This is a genomic window from Nocardia suismassiliense, assembly GCF_900269665.1.
GTDB classification, from domain to species: domain Bacteria; phylum Actinomycetota; class Actinomycetes; order Mycobacteriales; family Mycobacteriaceae; genus Nocardia; species Nocardia suismassiliense.
Genome location: NZ_LT985361.1, coordinates 5,152,968 through 5,169,092 on the forward strand (window position 1 = coordinate 5,152,968; position 16,125 = coordinate 5,169,092).

General features: G+C 68.0%; 13 protein-coding genes. 5 read left to right on the top strand and 8 right to left on the bottom strand.

Going from position 1 to position 16,125, the window contains the following annotated elements; genetic code table 11:
* Positions 1-77 precede the first annotated feature (77 nt).
* Positions 78-3,395 (top strand): BTAD domain-containing putative transcriptional regulator, encoded by a 3,318-nt coding sequence (locus tag DBO33_RS22925; protein ID WP_159080416.1) that lies wholly within the window; start codon positions 78-80, stop codon positions 3,393-3,395.
* A 9-nt stretch (positions 3,396-3,404) separates the two neighbouring features.
* Here the strand turns inward: DBO33_RS22925 and DBO33_RS22930 are convergent, their stop codons facing one another.
* A complete protein-coding gene (locus DBO33_RS22930) occupies positions 3,405-3,899 on the bottom strand; it encodes a VanZ family protein (protein ID WP_107656876.1) in 495 nt (164 codons plus the stop codon).
* Between the two features lie 80 nt (positions 3,900-3,979).
* Complete coding sequence (locus DBO33_RS22935; RefSeq protein WP_107656877.1) at positions 3,980-4,936, bottom strand: TIGR03564 family F420-dependent LLM class oxidoreductase; 957 nt, start codon at positions 4,934-4,936, stop codon at positions 3,980-3,982.
* Positions 4,937-5,038: 102 nt separating this feature from the next.
* Here DBO33_RS22935 and DBO33_RS22940 point away from each other — a divergent pair, with 102 nt between their 5' ends.
* Positions 5,039-5,671 (top strand): TetR/AcrR family transcriptional regulator, encoded by a 633-nt coding sequence (locus DBO33_RS22940; protein ID WP_107656878.1) that lies wholly within the window; start codon positions 5,039-5,041, stop codon positions 5,669-5,671.
* A 17-nt stretch (positions 5,672-5,688) separates the two neighbouring features.
* Here DBO33_RS22940 and DBO33_RS22945 read toward each other — a convergent pair whose 3' ends face one another.
* The 6 genes from DBO33_RS22945 to DBO33_RS22970 all read right to left on the bottom strand — a co-directional run bounded on the left by DBO33_RS22945 (position 5,689) and on the right by DBO33_RS22970 (position 13,470).
* Positions 5,689-6,492, bottom strand: coding sequence for a methyltransferase domain-containing protein (locus DBO33_RS22945; RefSeq protein ID WP_107656879.1), 804 nt, complete (start codon positions 6,490-6,492; stop codon positions 5,689-5,691).
* Between the two features lie 50 nt (positions 6,493-6,542).
* The gene (locus tag DBO33_RS22950; RefSeq protein ID WP_107656880.1) at positions 6,543-6,986 is read right to left on the bottom strand and encodes a nitroreductase/quinone reductase family protein; all 444 of its coding nucleotides are present in this window, start codon (positions 6,984-6,986) and stop codon (positions 6,543-6,545) included.
* An 89-nt stretch (positions 6,987-7,075) separates the two neighbouring features.
* Entirely contained in the window at positions 7,076-8,479 is a 1,404-nt protein-coding gene (locus DBO33_RS22955) for an outer membrane protein assembly factor BamB family protein (RefSeq protein WP_107660522.1), read from the bottom strand.
* Entirely contained in the window at positions 8,479-9,834 is a 1,356-nt protein-coding gene (locus DBO33_RS22960; protein WP_107656881.1) for a hypothetical protein, read from the bottom strand. Before DBO33_RS22960 ends, DBO33_RS22955 begins: the two co-directional genes overlap by 1 nt.
* A 61-nt stretch (positions 9,835-9,895) precedes the next feature.
* Positions 9,896-10,735 carry an adenylate/guanylate cyclase domain-containing protein gene (locus DBO33_RS22965; RefSeq protein WP_107660523.1) on the bottom strand — a complete coding sequence of 280 codons (840 nt, stop codon included), beginning with the start codon at positions 10,733-10,735 and terminating at the stop codon, positions 9,896-9,898.
* Between the two features lie 125 nt (positions 10,736-10,860).
* Positions 10,861-13,470: an AAA family ATPase gene (locus DBO33_RS22970; RefSeq protein WP_107656882.1), complete on the bottom strand. Its 2,610-nt coding sequence runs from the start codon at positions 13,468-13,470 to the stop codon at positions 10,861-10,863.
* A gap of 119 nt (positions 13,471-13,589) precedes the next feature.
* Between DBO33_RS22970 and DBO33_RS22975 the strand changes: the two genes are divergently transcribed.
* Genes DBO33_RS22975 through DBO33_RS22985 form a run of 3 tightly spaced genes read left to right on the top strand, consistent with a single transcriptional unit; the run spans position 13,590 to position 15,830 of the window.
* Positions 13,590-14,930: a carotenoid oxygenase family protein gene (locus tag DBO33_RS22975; protein WP_107656883.1), complete on the top strand. Its 1,341-nt coding sequence runs from the start codon at positions 13,590-13,592 to the stop codon at positions 14,928-14,930.
* A 44-nt stretch (positions 14,931-14,974) separates the two neighbouring features.
* On the top strand, positions 14,975-15,433 hold the full coding sequence (locus DBO33_RS22980) for an ester cyclase (RefSeq protein WP_107656884.1): 459 nt from the start codon (positions 14,975-14,977) through the stop codon (positions 15,431-15,433).
* A gap of 31 nt (positions 15,434-15,464) precedes the next feature.
* Positions 15,465-15,830, top strand: a complete 366-nt coding sequence (locus DBO33_RS22985; RefSeq protein WP_107656885.1) for a hypothetical protein — start codon at positions 15,465-15,467, stop codon at positions 15,828-15,830.
* Positions 15,831-16,125 lie beyond the last annotated feature (295 nt).

Sequence of the window (16,125 nt, forward strand, 5' to 3'; positions counted from 1 at the left end):
CCAGTGTTCCTCCCTCGGAGGAGTCCGGCGCCACCTATGCTCAGCGCTGGTAGCACATGGTTCAGGAGGGCTTGTCCATGGCGCACACGCAGATCAGATACGGGGTGCTCGGTTCGTTCACAGCAAGGCGCGACGACTGTGAAATCGAGCTGGGCCCAGCGAAACAGCAAGCGGTGCTTGCGGCACTGATGCTGGAGATGAACCGGCCGGTAACGGTGAACGCGATCATCGACGGGGTGTGGGGCGAACACCCCCCTGGTGACGCGCGCAACGGTGTGCAGACCTACGTCAGCAGGCTGCGTCGCGCCTTGGCGCCGTGCCGCAAGGCCACCGAACCCGCGCTGGTGTGGGCGGAGACCGGCTACGTGCTCCACGGCGACCCCTCGCTGTCCGACCACGTCGCGTTCGACCGGCTGCTCGCTACCGCCGAGCGATGCCGGCGCGACAGCGACCTCGCCGCGGCCGCCACGCACACCGATGCCGCGTTGGCACTGTGGCGCGGCGAACCGTTCAGCGGCCTGGCGGGCCCCATCATCGAGGCCGAACGCCGCAGGTTGCAGGAGCGCTACCTGACCGCGCTCGAGCACCGCGCCGCGATCAAGCTCGCCCGCGGCCAGCACGCCGAAGCCGTCGCCGAGCTCGCCCCGCTGGTCACCTCTTATCCGCTGCAGGAACGGTTTCGGACGCTGCTCATGCTCGGGCTCTACCACTGCGGGCGGCAAGCCGAGGCGCTGCTGGTCTTCCAGGACGCGCAGCGCCATCTCGCCGACGAGATCGGGATCGAACCGGGACGCGAACTGCGCGAGCTGCACCGCAGAATCCTGCGCGACGAGATCGAGCCGCCACTGGGTGGCGTATCGGCACCGACCGGTCGGCATGAATCGCTCTACAGCACAACCGATTTCGCAGGCCTCGAGCAGGAGGCGGCCCGGCCCGCCGCGAATATGGCTGCCGAGGGCGCCCCCGCACCGGGCGAGATCGGCGGCGGGGACAAGACCGAGTTCCAGCCCGAGGTGCTGCCCAGCCGAAATCAGCTGCCCGGCGACATCGCGGACTTCACCGGCCGCACCGGCGAGATGGACCGGCTCCTCGCCGACATACCGCCGGAAGCGGCTCGCCCGACCGTGTTGATCGAGGCTATCGACGGCATGGCCGGAGTGGGTAAGACGACGCTCGCGATTCACGCGGCGCACCGGCTCAGCAGCCGCTTTCCCGACGCCCAGCTCTATATCGACCTGCACGGGCACGCCGCCGAGAGCGCGCCCGTCGAACCGATGGTCGCGCTGGACCGGCTGTTGCGCGCGGTGGGCGTGCCGAGCGAGTCGATACCGCCGGATCTGGATGCGCGAGCCGCCATGTGGCGCACCAGAATCGCCGCCCGGTCGGCGCTGCTGGTGCTGGACAACGTCGCCGACGTCGATCAGGTGCGGCCGCTGCTGCCCGGCACGGCCAGCTGCCTGGTGCTGATCACGAGCAGGCGCAGGCTCGTCGACCTGGAAGTCTCCAGAACCCTGTCACTGGACGTGTTTTCACGCGAAGACGCCACCGCGCTGTTCACCACCATCGTGCACGACGAGCGCGTCGCGGCGGAGCCCGAGGCGGTGCAGGAAACCGTCCGGTTGTGCGGTTATCTGCCGCTGGCCATTCGCATCGCGGCCGGACGGCTGCGCGCCCGGCCGGTCTGGCCGATCGACCGGTTGGCCGAGCGGCTCCGACATCCCAGCCGGCTGGAACACCTGTCCGCGGGATCCCGCAGCGTAGCGGCCGCCCTCACCGCCAGTTTCCAAGACCTGTCGAGCGATCAGCAGCGCGTCTTCCGGCTGCTCGGCCTGCACCCCGGCCGCGACTTCGACACCTACGCCACCGCCGCCCTCGCCGATATCGGGATCGACGCCGCCGAGCAGATCCTGGAGGCGCTCGTCGATGTGCATCTGCTGGAACAAGTTGTGTCCGAGCGCTATCGGTTCCACAGTTTGGTACGCGATTACGCAGCGACACTGAGCGAGCCGTCTGATCTCGACGGCGATGCGGCGCTGACCCGGCTGTTCGACTACTACCGGTATGCCGCGTGGGCGGTCGGCACCCGAATACTGCCCGACCGCACCTTCCGCGTCGCCGATCTGCCCAGGCCGACGACGCCGACGCCCGCGCTCGTCACTCATCACGAGTGCGTGACCTGGTTACACAGCGAACGGCTCAACTTGCTGGCGATCGCCCGCGAGGCGACCAAGGCCCGCTGGTCCGGCTACACCAGGCTGTTCTCCGAAATCCTCTGGTGGCCCTACGTGACGGGCCTGCGCTGCTCCGACGACGCGATCACCTTGCATTTCGACGCGGTCGAAGTGGCGCGCAGCAGCGGCCAGCATGCCGAAGAGTGCCGTTTGCTGGTCAACCTGGGCTACACACTCTGGCGGATGCGGCATTGCCAGCAGGCGCTGGTGGTGCTGAACGACGCCGTCGGGCTGGCGCACGGCATGCGCGACCAGGCCAACGCGGCGCGGGCCATGCACCACAGCGGGCTGGTCTACTTCCGGCTGGCGCGGTATCGGGATGCGCTGATGGGGTACCACCAAGCGCTGTCGTTGTCCCGGTCCAGCGGTAACAGGTACATGGAAGGCTATGCGCTGCAAGGGCTCGGGCAGGTCCACGAGCGGATGGGACACTGCGCGGACGCCGTCGACTATCTGCGGCAAGCCGTCGATATCGCCGACGAAACCGGCGATCCGTACCTGCGCGCCAGCGCCCTCATGCGCATCAGCGATGCCGACATGCGGGTCGACAAATATGACGACGCGCTCGCACACCTGGAGGACGCGCGTAAAACGTTGACGCCGATGTCGCCGAATACCCTTTTCCACAACTATTTTTCGATCCGCATCGGCAATACCTATTGTCAGCTGAAGCAGTACGACACAGCGGTGGAAAGTTTCCGGGTGGCGCTGGCGCGGGCCGAGCGCAGCAATGATCTGATTCTCAAGTGTTGCGCGTATCTGGGTATCGGCGATATCCATCGCAGGCAGGGTCACTACCGGGAAGCGCTCGCCCACTACGAACGCGCGCTGCACATCGCCTATGCGTCCGGCTCGCCGTATGAGGAAATGCTGGCCTACGACGCCATCGCCACGGTCAGTTATTGCTCTGCGCACTTCTCGGTCGCGCGCAAGCACTGGAAGACCGCGTTGACGATCGCCGCAAGCCTGGGCCTGCCGGAGACCCGGCGCATCGCCGATCACGTCGCCAGCATCGATTCGACGTTCCTCGCCGCCACGGCAACGCAAGCGGCGGAAGCACATTCGGCCGAGTTCCGCAGAGCCGCGGCGTTGATCCGATGCGATCTGTCGCCGTCGAGTCGCGCCGTTGCGATGGCCGCGATGGTCGATCCGAAGGGACCCTGACCGGGCGAGCTATGCGCGCAACGCCCACCAATGCCGGGAGAGCTGGGCCGCGAGGTAGGCGCCGGTAGCGTTCAACAGCACGTCATCGACCGACGAGTGCCGGCCGATGGCGAGCGCGAACTGCACTGCCTCCACCACGATCGACGCGCAGGCGCCGACCAGCAGGACGCGGTACGAGCGAGTGAACCAGGCGAAGCGCACCGGCAGCAGGAACCCGAGCGCGGCGAAGACCAGCAGATTCCCACCGAACTGCTCGATCACCCTCCCGTCGCTCAGCTGATCGGCCAGATCACGCAGCGGCACCAGATTCAACGAACGCCCAGATCCCTTGGGCGTGAGGATCATCCACAACCACGGCGCGGTACCCACCACCATCCCGACCTCGCACAGCGCCACCCGCCACCCGCGCCACCGAGCCAGCCACCACGCCACCACACCCGCCACCGGCAGCGCGGCGATCGCGCCGAGCACCACCCCACCCCACAACTCCCAAGTCCCGTTCACCCCGCCAGTCTCACTCGAGTAACCGACGCCTCCACCACTCGTCCACACAATCCACACGAGATCCGCCGGTGAGCACCTGATCAGAATCCGCTACGGAAACTCGCGGCCAGTTCGCCCAGCAGTTTCCAGGTGCGCGGTTCGTCGTCCGGTGAACCGATCGCGGTTTGCGTGTAGATGAGTTCCGTTGCTCCCGCTTCGCGATACGCGGCGACCTGATCGGCCAGTAGCTGCTCGTCACCGATGGCGACCAGGTCGGCCGGATGGTGCACGCCTTCCCGATCCAGGGCAGCGCGGTACGCCGGGATCGTCGCGTAGGGCTGCATATTCTCTTCGGCCCGCGCGCGGGCTCCGGCCACGTCGGCGGTCACCACCCCGGAGACGATCACGGCGATCCGTGGTGTCGGCCGTCCCGCCGCCTCGGCATAACGGGTGAGGGTGGGCACGGTGTAGTCGGCCAGGGTGCGTGGACCGGAGAGGATCGGGATCACGCCGTCGGCGAGCTCCGCGCCGGCGCGCAGTGTCAGCTCGCCTGCCGCCGCGACCAGGACCGGCACGCGGGGCCGCACGCCGTGCAACGGTTCCGACCGGGGAGTTCGGGCGATTAAGGTGTCACCTTCGAGTTCCACCGCTCCGTCATCCAGCAAGGCGCGCAACACTTTCAGATAGTCACGAAGATGCCGGATCCGAGGGTGCGGCGCTACTCCGTAGGTCTGTTCGACGAACGAGGCGATCGACATTCCGAGGCCGAGGGTGAGGCGGCCGTGGCTGGTGGCCTGCACGGTCCGAGCCTGTATCGCGAGCGTGATCGGGTGCCGAGGGTAGATCGGGACCACCGCGGTGCCGACCGCGATGTCCGGTACTTCGCGTGCGGCGAGTGCGGCCACGGTGAGGGCGTCGTGGTCGAAACGCTGGATGAACCAGGCGGCGTCCAGCCCGGCTGCCGCCAGTTCCGCGACCTGGCCGATGAGGGTCTGCACCGGGTCGGCTGTTGTGGACAGTCGAGTGTGGTTGGTGGGCAGGGCAATACCGATACGCATGCAGACTCCCGAGTTCGGCCGTGTCGACCTGAATAGTTAACTAAGTCAATATATACATACACTGTCTACATTGCCTCGGTTGCATTTTGGTACGCTCACGCCATGGGAGCAGAAGGTGGCCTGCGGGAGCGGAAGAAGCAGCGGACCCGGACGGCCATCGCCGATACGGCGATCGAGATGTTTCTGGAGTCCGGCTTCGATGAGGTCTCCTGCGCCGAGATCGCCGCGCGCGCAGAGGTTTCCAAGCCGACGCTGTTCAAATACTTCCCCACCAAAGAAGATCTGGTGCTGCACCGGATCATCGACCATGAGCAGGAGGCCGCCAGGGTCGTCCGCGATCGGCGCTCCGGCGAGGCTCCGCTGAACGCGCTGCGGCGGCACTTCCTGGCCGCGCTCGACGCGCACGATCCGATCACCGGGCTCAACGATGACCCGGAAGTGCTTGCGCTGCACCAGATGTTCGAGACCACGCCCAGCCTGTCGGCGCGGGTGCTCGGTTTCGTAGCCAAGGGCGCCGAGGAGCTCGCCGCAGCCCTGGTCGACGCCGGAGCCGTCTCCGGCGGTGTCGCCGCGCGGGTGGCCGCGCACCAGGTGATCATTACCCTGCGGGTGCTCGCCGAGGAGAATCTCCGCGAGCTAGCCGGTGGCCGAGCACTTGATGAGGTGCACCCCGAAGCCGTCGCCGCCGCCCGGCGCGCCTTCGCCATGCTCCGCGCCGCCCTGGATGCCGCTTGACGGTCGGGGCGGTGCGATCATCGCGGCGTGCGGCCCCAGGTCTGGACCATTCGGGGAGCGGCCAGCACTATCGATGAATCATCTACTGCCGCACGGAGATCGGTGAGGATGGCGTCGAGTTCGGCGGTGCTGGTCAGGTCGGCGGGGAGCGCGGCGTCCGCGATGTTCTCGAGGGTGAGGACGTGGACGAGTTTGGTGGCGGGGTCCGGTTCGGCGGGTTGGTTCACCTGGATGTGGATGTCGGTGAGGCCTGCGTTGTGCAGCAGCGCGGGCAGCCGGGGGCCGATCAGTGGATCGGCACCCCGGTGGCGACCGGTGCGAATGTAGAGGTCGTGGTAGGCGCGGAAAGCGGGTGAGTCGGGACAGCAGAGGGGCGCGCTGAAGTCGACGTCCGCGACGGCCAGGGTGCCGCCCGGCCGGAGTGTCCGGGCGATGGCGGCGACGGCCGCGGCGGGGTCGGTCAGGTGCGAGAGCAGGAAACGGGCGTGCGCGATGTCGAAGGTTTCCGCCGGCAGCTCCGCCGTGATGTCGGCGACTCGGTATTCCACCTGCGGATACGCGGCGGCTTCGGCTTCGGCCAGCGCCACTTTGGCAGGGTCGAGGTCGGTGCCGAGTACCCGACCGGTCCGGCCGACCATGTCCGCGATCATCAGTGTCACGTCGCCGCCGCCGGAACCGACGTCCCAGCACCGATCACCCGGGCGGACCGGTAGCTGCTCGAGCATTGCCCGAGTGCGCGGCGCCAGCACGCCGGCCAAGCCGCGCACCCGTTCTCGCCCTTGGATACCGCCGCGAATGATGTACGACCCCGCTTCGTCCATGCCATTCCCTCTGCCGCGGAAGCGAATCGCCCGACCGAGCCGCTAGCCGGTCAGTTGGCCGAGGCGGGCTTCGGCGTCAGCAGGACCAGCGGGATCTCGCGTGTCGTCTTCTTCTGATAACCGGCGTAGACCTTCTGCGCGGCGATCACGCGCGGCCACAGTTCGGCCCGCTCTTCGGCGTTCGCGATGCGGGCGGTCATCGGTTGCCGGGGTCCGCTGCGCACCGAAACCTGGACATCCGGGTTGTCGCGCACATTGTGCAGCCAGGCCGGATGTTGCGGGTCGCCGCCGCGGGAGGCGACGACGACGTAGGTGTCGCCGTCGACGATCGGCGCGGTCAGCATCACCGCGTGCGGGCGACCGGACTTACGTCCGATGGTCACGAGTTCGATCGACGGCATCCCGCTGAAGTCGTTGCCCAGCTTGCCGCAACTGACCTTCAAGAGGGCGCGATGAGCTGTGTTCATTGTCTTGAGAGCGAAATTCGATGGCATGGGGGTCCTTAACCACGCTGCGCGGGAACGAGCTCTGACATGCCCACCCTACCTCCCTGTGACGAACTGTCTCAGGTAAAAACGTCGGTCTACCGCCCCAGCGGGCGCAGGCTGATCAACGTGCGTGCGGAGGCGTAGCCGTAGTGCCCCTTGCCGCGGACAGTCAGCCGGCCGCCGTCGCTGAGGGCGTCGGGGACGTCGGTCACCGCACGGAACGGGATGTCCCACACCGTGCTGCCGGATTTCGGGTCGATCGCCCACAGACCGGTCGAGTCGGCGAATACGACGACCTCGCCGTCCCACGCGTTCGGTGTGCCGGAACGCTCGGTCGCGTGCTGCCACAGTCGGCGTCCGGTGCGCATATCCAGCCCGGTCGTGGTGCCTGCGGCGTCATCTCGGAGCAGTGCGACGTCGCCGAGCAGTGCGATCGCGGAACCGGAAGTGGCGTTCCCGTACTCACTTTGGGTCGCGCGCGGCTGGGTCACGAGATCGGGGCTGGTCCACAACAGCTTTCCGGTGCGGCGATCGTAAGCGCCGTCCCCGAGCAGCACGGGAACGGTGTCGTCGGTCGGCAGGTCGATCGAAAGGCTATGGGCGGCTTCGTGATTCGTGGTGGCCAGCACCCGCCCGGTGTGGTCGAGGATGTCGGAGCCGGTGATCCGGTAGCCGGAGCAGTCGGTGTGGATCCGCACGACCAGCGCCGGATTCGTTCGGGTTGTACGGGAACACCCGGCCAGCTCCGCAGTCCAGGTGGGTGTGCCGGTGCCCAGGTCGAATCCGGCGAGGGTGGTGCCGAGCTCGAAGAGGCCCTGCCCCTGCGAGACGTCCAGTGCGTCGGTAGGCAGGGATTCCCAGGCGGTGCCCATGGTGAACGCACGGGTCCAGTGGGCGTCAGGGTCGGCGAGGGTGCCGGAATGCACGCGTACATCGTCGGACTCGACATCGCCTTCGGCGAGGTACAGGCGATTCTCGTCGGTCGCGAGGGCGAAGACCGACCACTCGAGGGACGTGCGCGTGACCTCGCCGCTGCCGATGTCGTAGCCGACCAGAGCGGGCGGCTCGGACGGTCCGGTGAAGCAGACGAGGTGGTTGTCGAGCGGGGCCCGCGCACAACCACCGAGGTGAGCGGCAGGGGTACGCCAGCGCACCGCGCCGGTCGCGGCGTCGATACCGACCATCGTCGGATTTCGCAGGGACATATCACCGTCCGAGGAGCCGACCACGGCGACGAGGGTGTCGCCCGCGTCGACGAAACTCGCACCGCCGATGTCGTATTCGGTGCCGGGGACCGGATCACGGAATTCGGGGGACGCGCCGTCGTAGGTGGCGGCGGCATCGACCGACCAGGCGAGGCCTGGAGCGGCGGCCACTGTACCGGTGATCTTGCGGGTGGTGTCGGCGGGTTGCATCAGGACGTAAACGGCTCCGGCACTGGTGATTACCGCCGCGGCAGCGGCCAGTACCAGATTGCGCAAGCCCGGGATCGGCGCCATCACCGCACCTCGAGATCGGGGGTCGTGGCGATCGCTTCGAGCTGCGCGAGGGGAAGAGGTTCGATCGGGTCGGCGGCGGTGGAGGACACTTGGATACGAGTGCCTGACGGGCGAGTGACGGTGACCGTGCGCTCGGTTTCCGGCACGGGCTGCGCCCCAGGCTTTTGCGACTGCACCGTAAACCGTGACTCCCCGGTCTCGATGACCGTCCCATCCGGAAGTCGCCGGGTCGTCACGCGGACACCGTAACGGTTGGACGGCGCGTCGTCCGGAAGGCGCTGTTGCGTGGCGATCGAGACGTTCAGCCGTGACTCCCGCCCCGGCGTGCTGATCCGCACCGCTTGACACACCCCATTCGTGCCGAGGTCCGCCGGCCGCAACTGCCCGAGCGGCCGGTCGAGGGTGAGACCGTCGAGCGGGATACGCGCCAGCACCGCGTCCAACCGGCGAGTAATACTCTCGTCGATCTTCCCACCGGGTTCCATTACGCCGGAACAGCTTTCGGGAACGTTGGGGGTACCCGGCGGCACCGGGGTCGTGACGCGCAGGCCAGGCGCGGCGGCCAGGGCCGCGAGCTCGTCGACCGTCAACGGCACCGTGCCGGAATTACCGCTGTCGTCCGGCCGGTCATCAGTGACGGCGGTGGTGACCTCGGTACCGTCCGGCAGATACGCGTGGGCGGTGCGGGACAGCGTGCGAACCTTATTGATCTCGTACCAGGTGTCCTGCACATCGACCGTCGTGCCATCGGCGAGCTGACGACGCTCATCGAGATTCCCTGCGACACAAGGCGGAACCGATGCTGCGGACTGCCGCACCGACACCATCAGCCAACCCTCCCCCGCGCCCCGGCGCAGCGTGCCACTCGCAGTGGTCCAGCCGTCCACTCCCGCCGGCAGTTCGGCGTCCTCCGGACCGCCGAGGATGGGCTCGAACAGCAGCGACCCCTCGACGGACGCAAAGCCGACATCGACATCATCCGGCAACGCATCGCGCAGCGCCCGCGACATCGCGACGGCCTTCGGACCGGAGAACCACGGATACGCCGGATTGTCGTAGTCCAACGGGGAGGAACCCACCCACGACATCAAACCGCCCTCGGTAGGCGGCGCCACCACAGCACAACCAGGAATCTCCACCGGGAACACGACAGGCGGAGTGACATAGGAGCTGTCAACCGGCGGTCGGGACGAGGTAGGGGTAGCGGTAGGCACCGGCTTGGTCGTCAGCTCCGGCTCCCGCTCGTGCAGCAGCCCACCGACGATGACCCCACTCGCCACGATCGCCACACACACCAGCCCGACCGTCCACCCGGTCACCGCAGGCGACGGCTGAGCTTTCTCGCGATCCGCCATCTGCTGCACCGCTCCTCCCCGTAGCTGTTCAGTTGATGTCTACCAAACGCCAGGCGACGAGCTACGAGCGGCGTTCGGTTGACGCAGTGCGGGTGCGTTCGACGGTGTAGAGGTGGTGGGTGCCGTGCAGGCCCTTGAGTTCGACCTGGCGCTCGGCGGTGACGGTGATGTCGGGGTGGTCGGCGATGGCGTCGTGGACCGGGGTGCTGATGAGGATTTCACCGCCGTCTGCTTGGTCGGCCACCCGGGCAGCCATGGCTACGTTGCGCCCGAAGAGGTCGTCGCCGCGACGGACAGACTTGCCCATGTGGATGCCGATCCGCACGCGAACACGTTCGCGGCCAACCGATTTGCCCGAGTTGTGCAGGGCAGCCTGCATGTCCAGAGCGCAGCAGACGGCTTGATCGGGCTCGGCGAAGGCGATCATGAAGCCGTCGCCCTGACTTTTCACGATGTGCCCGCCGTGTTCGGCGACGCACTGGCGGGTCAGGCGGTCGTGCCGGTCGAGCAGCTTGACCCAGGCCTGGTCGCCGAGGCGTTCGTTGAGGGCGGTGGACCCTTCGATGTCGGAGAACATGATCACCACGTGACCGTCGGGTGTCAGGCCCGCCAGGTCCGGTCGTTCGACCTGCGCCCAGCCCGCCAGGTTCTCGATCGAGGTGAGGACCGCACCACGGAACCCTTTTTTGCGCAACAGATTCGCGGTATCCCATACGGTTTTCACCGCTTCCCGTCCACCATTACGCAGCAGTTGCCGGGCGTCGAACCTGCGCTGCAAGTCGTCGAGCCGGCGTTGCAGCTCCGCGGACCGGCGGCGGCTGCCCACCAGCAGCACGAGCAGCACCACCAGTCCGATGGCCTCCAGTACGGCAACCGCCGCAAGTACGAGCTCGATCAGCATGGAATCCGCCGCAGGGTAGTGGTCGAGGAGAGCGAGTCGACCATAGCCGACCGCGGTCACGGCGGGCCGGTGGCGCGGAACACAGGCGGGGGTCCGGCCGTTGCCGCGTTTCGACCATGCGGCGGCTAGCGCAGGTCCGGGAGATCTCGGAGTTGACGGCGGGAGGTGATGCCCAACTTGCGAAAGATGTTGCGTAGGTGGGCATCTACGGTGCGCGGACTCAGGAACAGTTTGGCTGCTACTTCTTTCGAGGTTGCGCCCTCGGCGACCAAGCGGGCGATGTGTACTTCCTGCACGGTGAGCGCGTCGGAGACGTCGGCGGATCGGCTGCGGGTGTGCTCGCCGGTGGCACGGAGTTCGCCGGCCGCGCGGGCCGCGAAGGCCTCGGCGCCGAGCGCAGCGAACACCTCATGGGCGTGCCGCAGTTCGGTTCTGGCGTCGCGGCGGCGACCTTGGCGGCGCAGCCATTCGCCGTAGACGAGGTGGGCACGACCGGCCGCGACGGCGAAGGTGCTGGAATCGAGCAGCGACACGGCTAGACGGTAGGAGTCCTCGTCGTCGTAGACCAAAGCTTTTGCATACGTTTGAATTCCGAGCCCGAACGGGTGCCCGCCTGCGCGTTCGGCAAGCGTCGCGAGCGCGGCACGAGCGACGTCCGGTTCGTGGCAGCGCACCGCCGCCTCGACCAGTTCGGGGAGCGCGAGGCCCGCCAGTCCCAGATCGCCGGTGGCGACGGCACGTTCGGCCGCCCGCATCGCCGCGGGGTAATCGGCGAGCCCGTTGCTGAGCACGGCGGTGGCGTACTGCACGCTGAGGGTCATGTGCGGGCCGACACCGGCGAACAGCTTTTCGGCCTCGGCGCGCCGACCACGCAAGGCGGCCAGATGAATTCGCGGATAGACGAGCGGGGCGGCGCCGGTGGCCTCCGCGATCGCCTCCTCCTCGGCGATCATCGCCGTCGCGGCGCCGAAGTCGCCGGAGTACGCGGTGACCGTGGCGAGCATGGCCAACCCGATCGGCAGCATGTGGAAGGAGCCGACCTCGCGGCCGGACGCGGTGACCCGGGTGGCTATGCCGCGCATCGCGTCGATGTCCCACAGCTCGAGGGCGAGCAGGAAGCCGAGGGTCGGCCAGCGCGTCCAAGCCGCGTCGGCAGCGTCGGCGACGACGGGGCGCAGCAGCTTCGCGGCCGCCTGATGCCCCTCGACGGTCAGCGCGATCATGCCGTCGAGGATGAGGTCGGCGCTGGTCGGTGGTTCCGGGTGCGGCGGCGCGGTGCGCGCGGCCTCGATCACCGCGTCGAATCCGCCGGTCAGCAGGCTCATCTCGATCGCGTCCACATAGCACTCGCGCGAACCGACCGGGTCGCGGTCCGCCAGCCGGGTGGCAGCACGGAGCAGGTGGTCGGTCGGCTGGTCGCCGCCGCGGAAGCGGGCGAAGGAGATCCGGCCGCGCAGCAGGTCGACGCGCGGATCGTCGGAGTCCAGGGTCGAGAGCAGTTCGGCGGCGACGCCGAAATCCCCGACCGACAGCTTGGCCTCGACCGCCGCGAGCACCCGCTCGGTACGTAGATCCGGGTCGAGCGTCAAGGCGGCGGCCCGTTCCAGGAACGCCGCCGCGGCGGCGACTCCGCCGCGCGCCTGCGCCCGATTCGCCGATCGGGTCAGCGCGACCGCGACCTCCTCGTCCGGCCCCGCGCTGGCCAGCGCGCGATGCCAGGCCACCCGGTCGGGGTCGGTCACCGGGTCGCTCACCTGAGCGAGCGCACCGTGGGCGCGGCGACGCTCGGCGGCGGTCGCGGCTTGATACACCGCCGAGCGGGCCAGCGGGTGGATGAACCGAACGCGGGTGCCGAACTCGACCAGCGAAACGTCCTCGGCCGCAGCACCTTCGACACCCAGGAGCTTCGCCGCGGGCCACAGCAGTCCGGGATCGCCGACCGGCTCCGCGGCGGCGACGGTGAGCAGTAACCGCACCTCGGGCGACAGAGTCGCGAGGCGGGCACGGAAGCTGCGTTCGGCGGCGCGCGGCGCGGGCAGATCGAATCCCCCTGCCATGCCCGCCAATCCCGCGGTCCTCGGCAGTTCCAGCAGGGCGAGCGGGTTGCCGCGCGCCTCGGCCAGGATGCGGTCGCGCACCCGCTCGTCCAGCGAGGCGGGGACCTCGCGCACCAGCAACGCGCGTGCCTCGGATTCGCTCAATTGCTCCACGTCGACCCGGGGTAGCTGCTCCAGCCCGCCCACGTCTTCCCGCGCGGCGAACACCATCGCGACGCGTTCGGCGCCGATCCGGCGGGCCACGAACGCCAACGCGCGGGCCGAGGCATGGTCCAGCCACTGTGCGTCATCGATGAGGCACAGCAGCGGCCGATCGTTCTCGAGCAGCAGACCCAGCGCCGCCGCGCCGGCCAGGAACGGGTCCGGGGTGCCGGTGTCCAGGCCGAACGCGATCCGCAACGCGGTGCGGTGGGGTGCGGGCAGTGCGTCGAGGTGTTCCAGCACCGGGGCGCACAGCTGATGCAGCGCCGAGTACGGCAGTTCCGTCTCGAACTCGGCGCCGGACGCGCGCATGATCAGGAAGCCTGAGGAGGCCTGAGCGAGATGGTCGAGGAGCGCGCTCTTACCGATACCCGGCTCCCCCAGCAGCAGCAATGCCCCGCCACGAGACTCCCGCGCCTCTTGCAGCAGCGCGAGCAGTCGTGCGGTTTCGTCGGATCGCCCGACCAGGTAACTCACGACCTGATCCTTCCGCGAATCAACCTCCCATGCCAAACGCAGGCCTAGGTACCGCCCGCCTACGTATAGGCAGGAATCACCGACGCGAGGAGACCTCCCCCGCCACAAAACTGACATTCATGCAAACGCGACCGCTGCCCTACCTCACCGGCCACTTCGCACCGACCGCCGAAGAGCACACCTCGTTCGACCTGACCGTGCACGGCACCCTGCCGCCGGAGTTGAACGGGCGCTACTTCCGCAACGGTCACAACCCCAAACCCGGTGTCACACCGACGCATTGGTTCCGCGGGGCGGGCATGCTGCACGGGATCCGGCTGACCGGCGGCCGCGCCGAGTGGTACCGCAACCGCTGGGTGAAGACGCCGTACCTGGACGGTGTCCCGTTCACCGGTACCGAACTCGACGTCAGCGCCGCCGCGACCAGCATCATCTTCCACGGCGGGCGCTACCTCGCATTGCAGGAGGCGAACCTGCCCTGGGAGGTCACCGGCGAGCTGGAGACGGTCGGCGTGCACGACTTCGGCGGCAGACTGACCACCTCGATGACCGCCCATCCGAAGGTGGACCCGGCCACCGGCGAACTACATTTCTTCTCCTACAGTCCCTTTCCGCCCTACCTGATCTACTACGTGGCCGACGCCCGCGGCGAGATCATCCGGTCCGCGCCGATCGCCGGTGCGGGCCCGGCGCTGATGCACGATTTCGCGATCACTCGCGAGCACGCGATCTTTCTCGGCTCCCCGGTCGTCTTCGACCACGCCGAACAGTCCGGCATCCCGTATCGCTGGCACGACGAGGTCCCGCTGCGCCTCGGTGTGCTGCCGCGGAATGCGCCCGGCGAGGTCGTCTGGTTCGACGTCGAGAGCCAGGGTGCGATTTTGCACGTCGCCAACTCCTACGTCGACGATCGCGGCCGAATCATCTTGGAATGCCCGCGCTTCGACCGTGCGGCTTGGGAAACCTCGTGGAAGTGGTGGGTCGGTGCGGCAGGCTACCCCGACGCCCCCAACGTCGGTACGACCTTCCATCGCTGGATCCTCGACCCGGCCACGCGCAAGGTCACCGAGGAAGCGCTCGACGATCTGGTGATCGAGTTCCCTGCCATCAATGACGACCACACCGGAGAACACAACCGCTACAGCTACGCCGTCGCCTTCCCCGGCGCGGGACTCACCGGTTACCACACCGCCAAATTCGACACCCTGACCGGACAGCGCCAGTTGTTCGCGCACGGACCGGACCGCATGCCGGGCGAAGCCGTCTTCGTACCGGCCGAGGGCGCCACCCGGGAGGACGACGGATACCTGCTCACCATCGTCAGCGACCTTGCCGCCGACGCGTCGCAACTGCTGGTGATCGATGCCTCCGACCTCGCCAAGCCGCCGGTCGCCGCCGTCGACCTCCCGCAACGCGTACCCGCGGGCATCCATGGGCACTGGATCCCGGACCAGGACTGATCTCGAAACCCTCGCCGGGACAGAACAATACGAAAGGCTTCGCCATGGAGCAGGACACCCGCACAACGACCGTCGATGATCCGCCGACCTGCCGCGACCTGCTGGCGGGATGGATGTCCCTGTGGAACGGCGACTACGCCCTCGCCCAGCAGGTCGTCGCCCCTGACTTCCGCTTGCACGCCGCACTACTGGGCGGCGGCGACGGCAGTGCGGTCCGCGGACCGGAGGGCCTGGTCGAGTGGATCGCGCAGACCCGTGCCGCCTTCACCGAACTCGTGTTCAGCGTCGAGGTCGGACCCATTGTCGAGCGTGACCACCTCGCGCTGCGCTGGGTCGCCGTCGGCACCTATCACGCCGGATTCCCCGGCGCGACCGCCCCTTCGGGCACCGCGGTCCGGTTCACCGGGACGGACACGCTGCGCCTCGCGCGGGATCGGATCGCCGAGTACTGGGTGAACTCCGACATGCACGTGCTGCTGGCAACCCTCGGCGTTCGACCTTAGCCGCGACCGACCGTTCATCAAGGAGCAGACCATGTTCACCAGCACGCCTCGACCCGAGCTGGAAACCTATCCCGCCGCACGGCCCGTCATCATCGCGGCATGGGCCGTTCCCGTCCTCATCGTCGGCCAGTTCGCGATGGTGGCCATCGTCCCGGTCGCCATCGTCCTCATCGGCACCCTGCGCGATGCCCGGCTCCGCCCGCTCCGCTGGTGGGCCGCTGGCCTTGCCGTGGCTTACGCTGTCCCACTGGCCATCTGGGCCATCCGACCGGACCCGGCGCAGAGCCTCTCGAAAGACATCCACCCCCTGCTCGCCGCGCTGGTCGTCGTCGCGGGTAGCGCCGTCGCCATCAGGCACCATCTGCTGCGCAGGCGTGCCCGGCAGGCGGCCGAGTAACCAGGTCCGAAGAGCGTTGCCGCAGCCGAACGAGTTTCAGCACTGAAACTTGTTCGGCTGCGACTGTTTTGGCCCACTGGCGCATCGGTGCCATATCCTCCATCCCGAATTGCACCTGCCTGGACAAAACGGTCCCAGTGAAGTCACAGCAACCAATGCCATTGCTGAACAATCGATTTCGGGTATCCAGACTGAAACTTCGGTGTAGCGTTTTCGGAATCGTCCTACGAGCTTCGGCAAAAGCTCGACCGACGATGAGGTGGCGGCTCGCCGATGTTTTAAGAGTTGGGCAGGG

What these genes read in the sequence shown, in the direction of transcription:
- DBO33_RS22925 (WP_159080416.1), top strand. Translation starts at nt 78, where the DNA reads ATGGCGCACACGCAGATCAGATACGGGGTGCTCGGTTCGTTCACAGCA.
- DBO33_RS22980 (WP_107656884.1), top strand. Translation starts at nt 14,975, where the DNA reads ATGGAGCAGGACACCCGCACAACGACCGTCGATGATCCGCCGACCTGC.
- DBO33_RS22935 (WP_107656877.1), bottom strand. Translation starts at nt 4,936, where the DNA reads ATGCGTATCGGTATTGCCCTGCCCACCAACCACACTCGACTGTCCACA.
- DBO33_RS22960 (WP_107656881.1), bottom strand. Translation starts at nt 9,834, where the DNA reads ATGGCGGATCGCGAGAAAGCTCAGCCGTCGCCTGCGGTGACCGGGTGG.
- DBO33_RS22975 (WP_107656883.1), top strand. Translation starts at nt 13,590, where the DNA reads ATGCAAACGCGACCGCTGCCCTACCTCACCGGCCACTTCGCACCGACC.
- DBO33_RS22985 (WP_107656885.1), top strand. Translation starts at nt 15,465, where the DNA reads ATGTTCACCAGCACGCCTCGACCCGAGCTGGAAACCTATCCCGCCGCA.
- DBO33_RS22950 (WP_107656880.1), bottom strand. Translation starts at nt 6,986, where the DNA reads ATGCCATCGAATTTCGCTCTCAAGACAATGAACACAGCTCATCGCGCC.
- DBO33_RS22965 (WP_107660523.1), bottom strand. Translation starts at nt 10,735, where the DNA reads ATGCTGATCGAGCTCGTACTTGCGGCGGTTGCCGTACTGGAGGCCATC.
- DBO33_RS22945 (WP_107656879.1), bottom strand. Translation starts at nt 6,492, where the DNA reads ATGGACGAAGCGGGGTCGTACATCATTCGCGGCGGTATCCAAGGGCGA.
- DBO33_RS22955 (WP_107660522.1), bottom strand. Translation starts at nt 8,479, where the DNA reads ATGGCGCCGATCCCGGGCTTGCGCAATCTGGTACTGGCCGCTGCCGCG.
- DBO33_RS22940 (WP_107656878.1), top strand. Translation starts at nt 5,039, where the DNA reads ATGGGAGCAGAAGGTGGCCTGCGGGAGCGGAAGAAGCAGCGGACCCGG.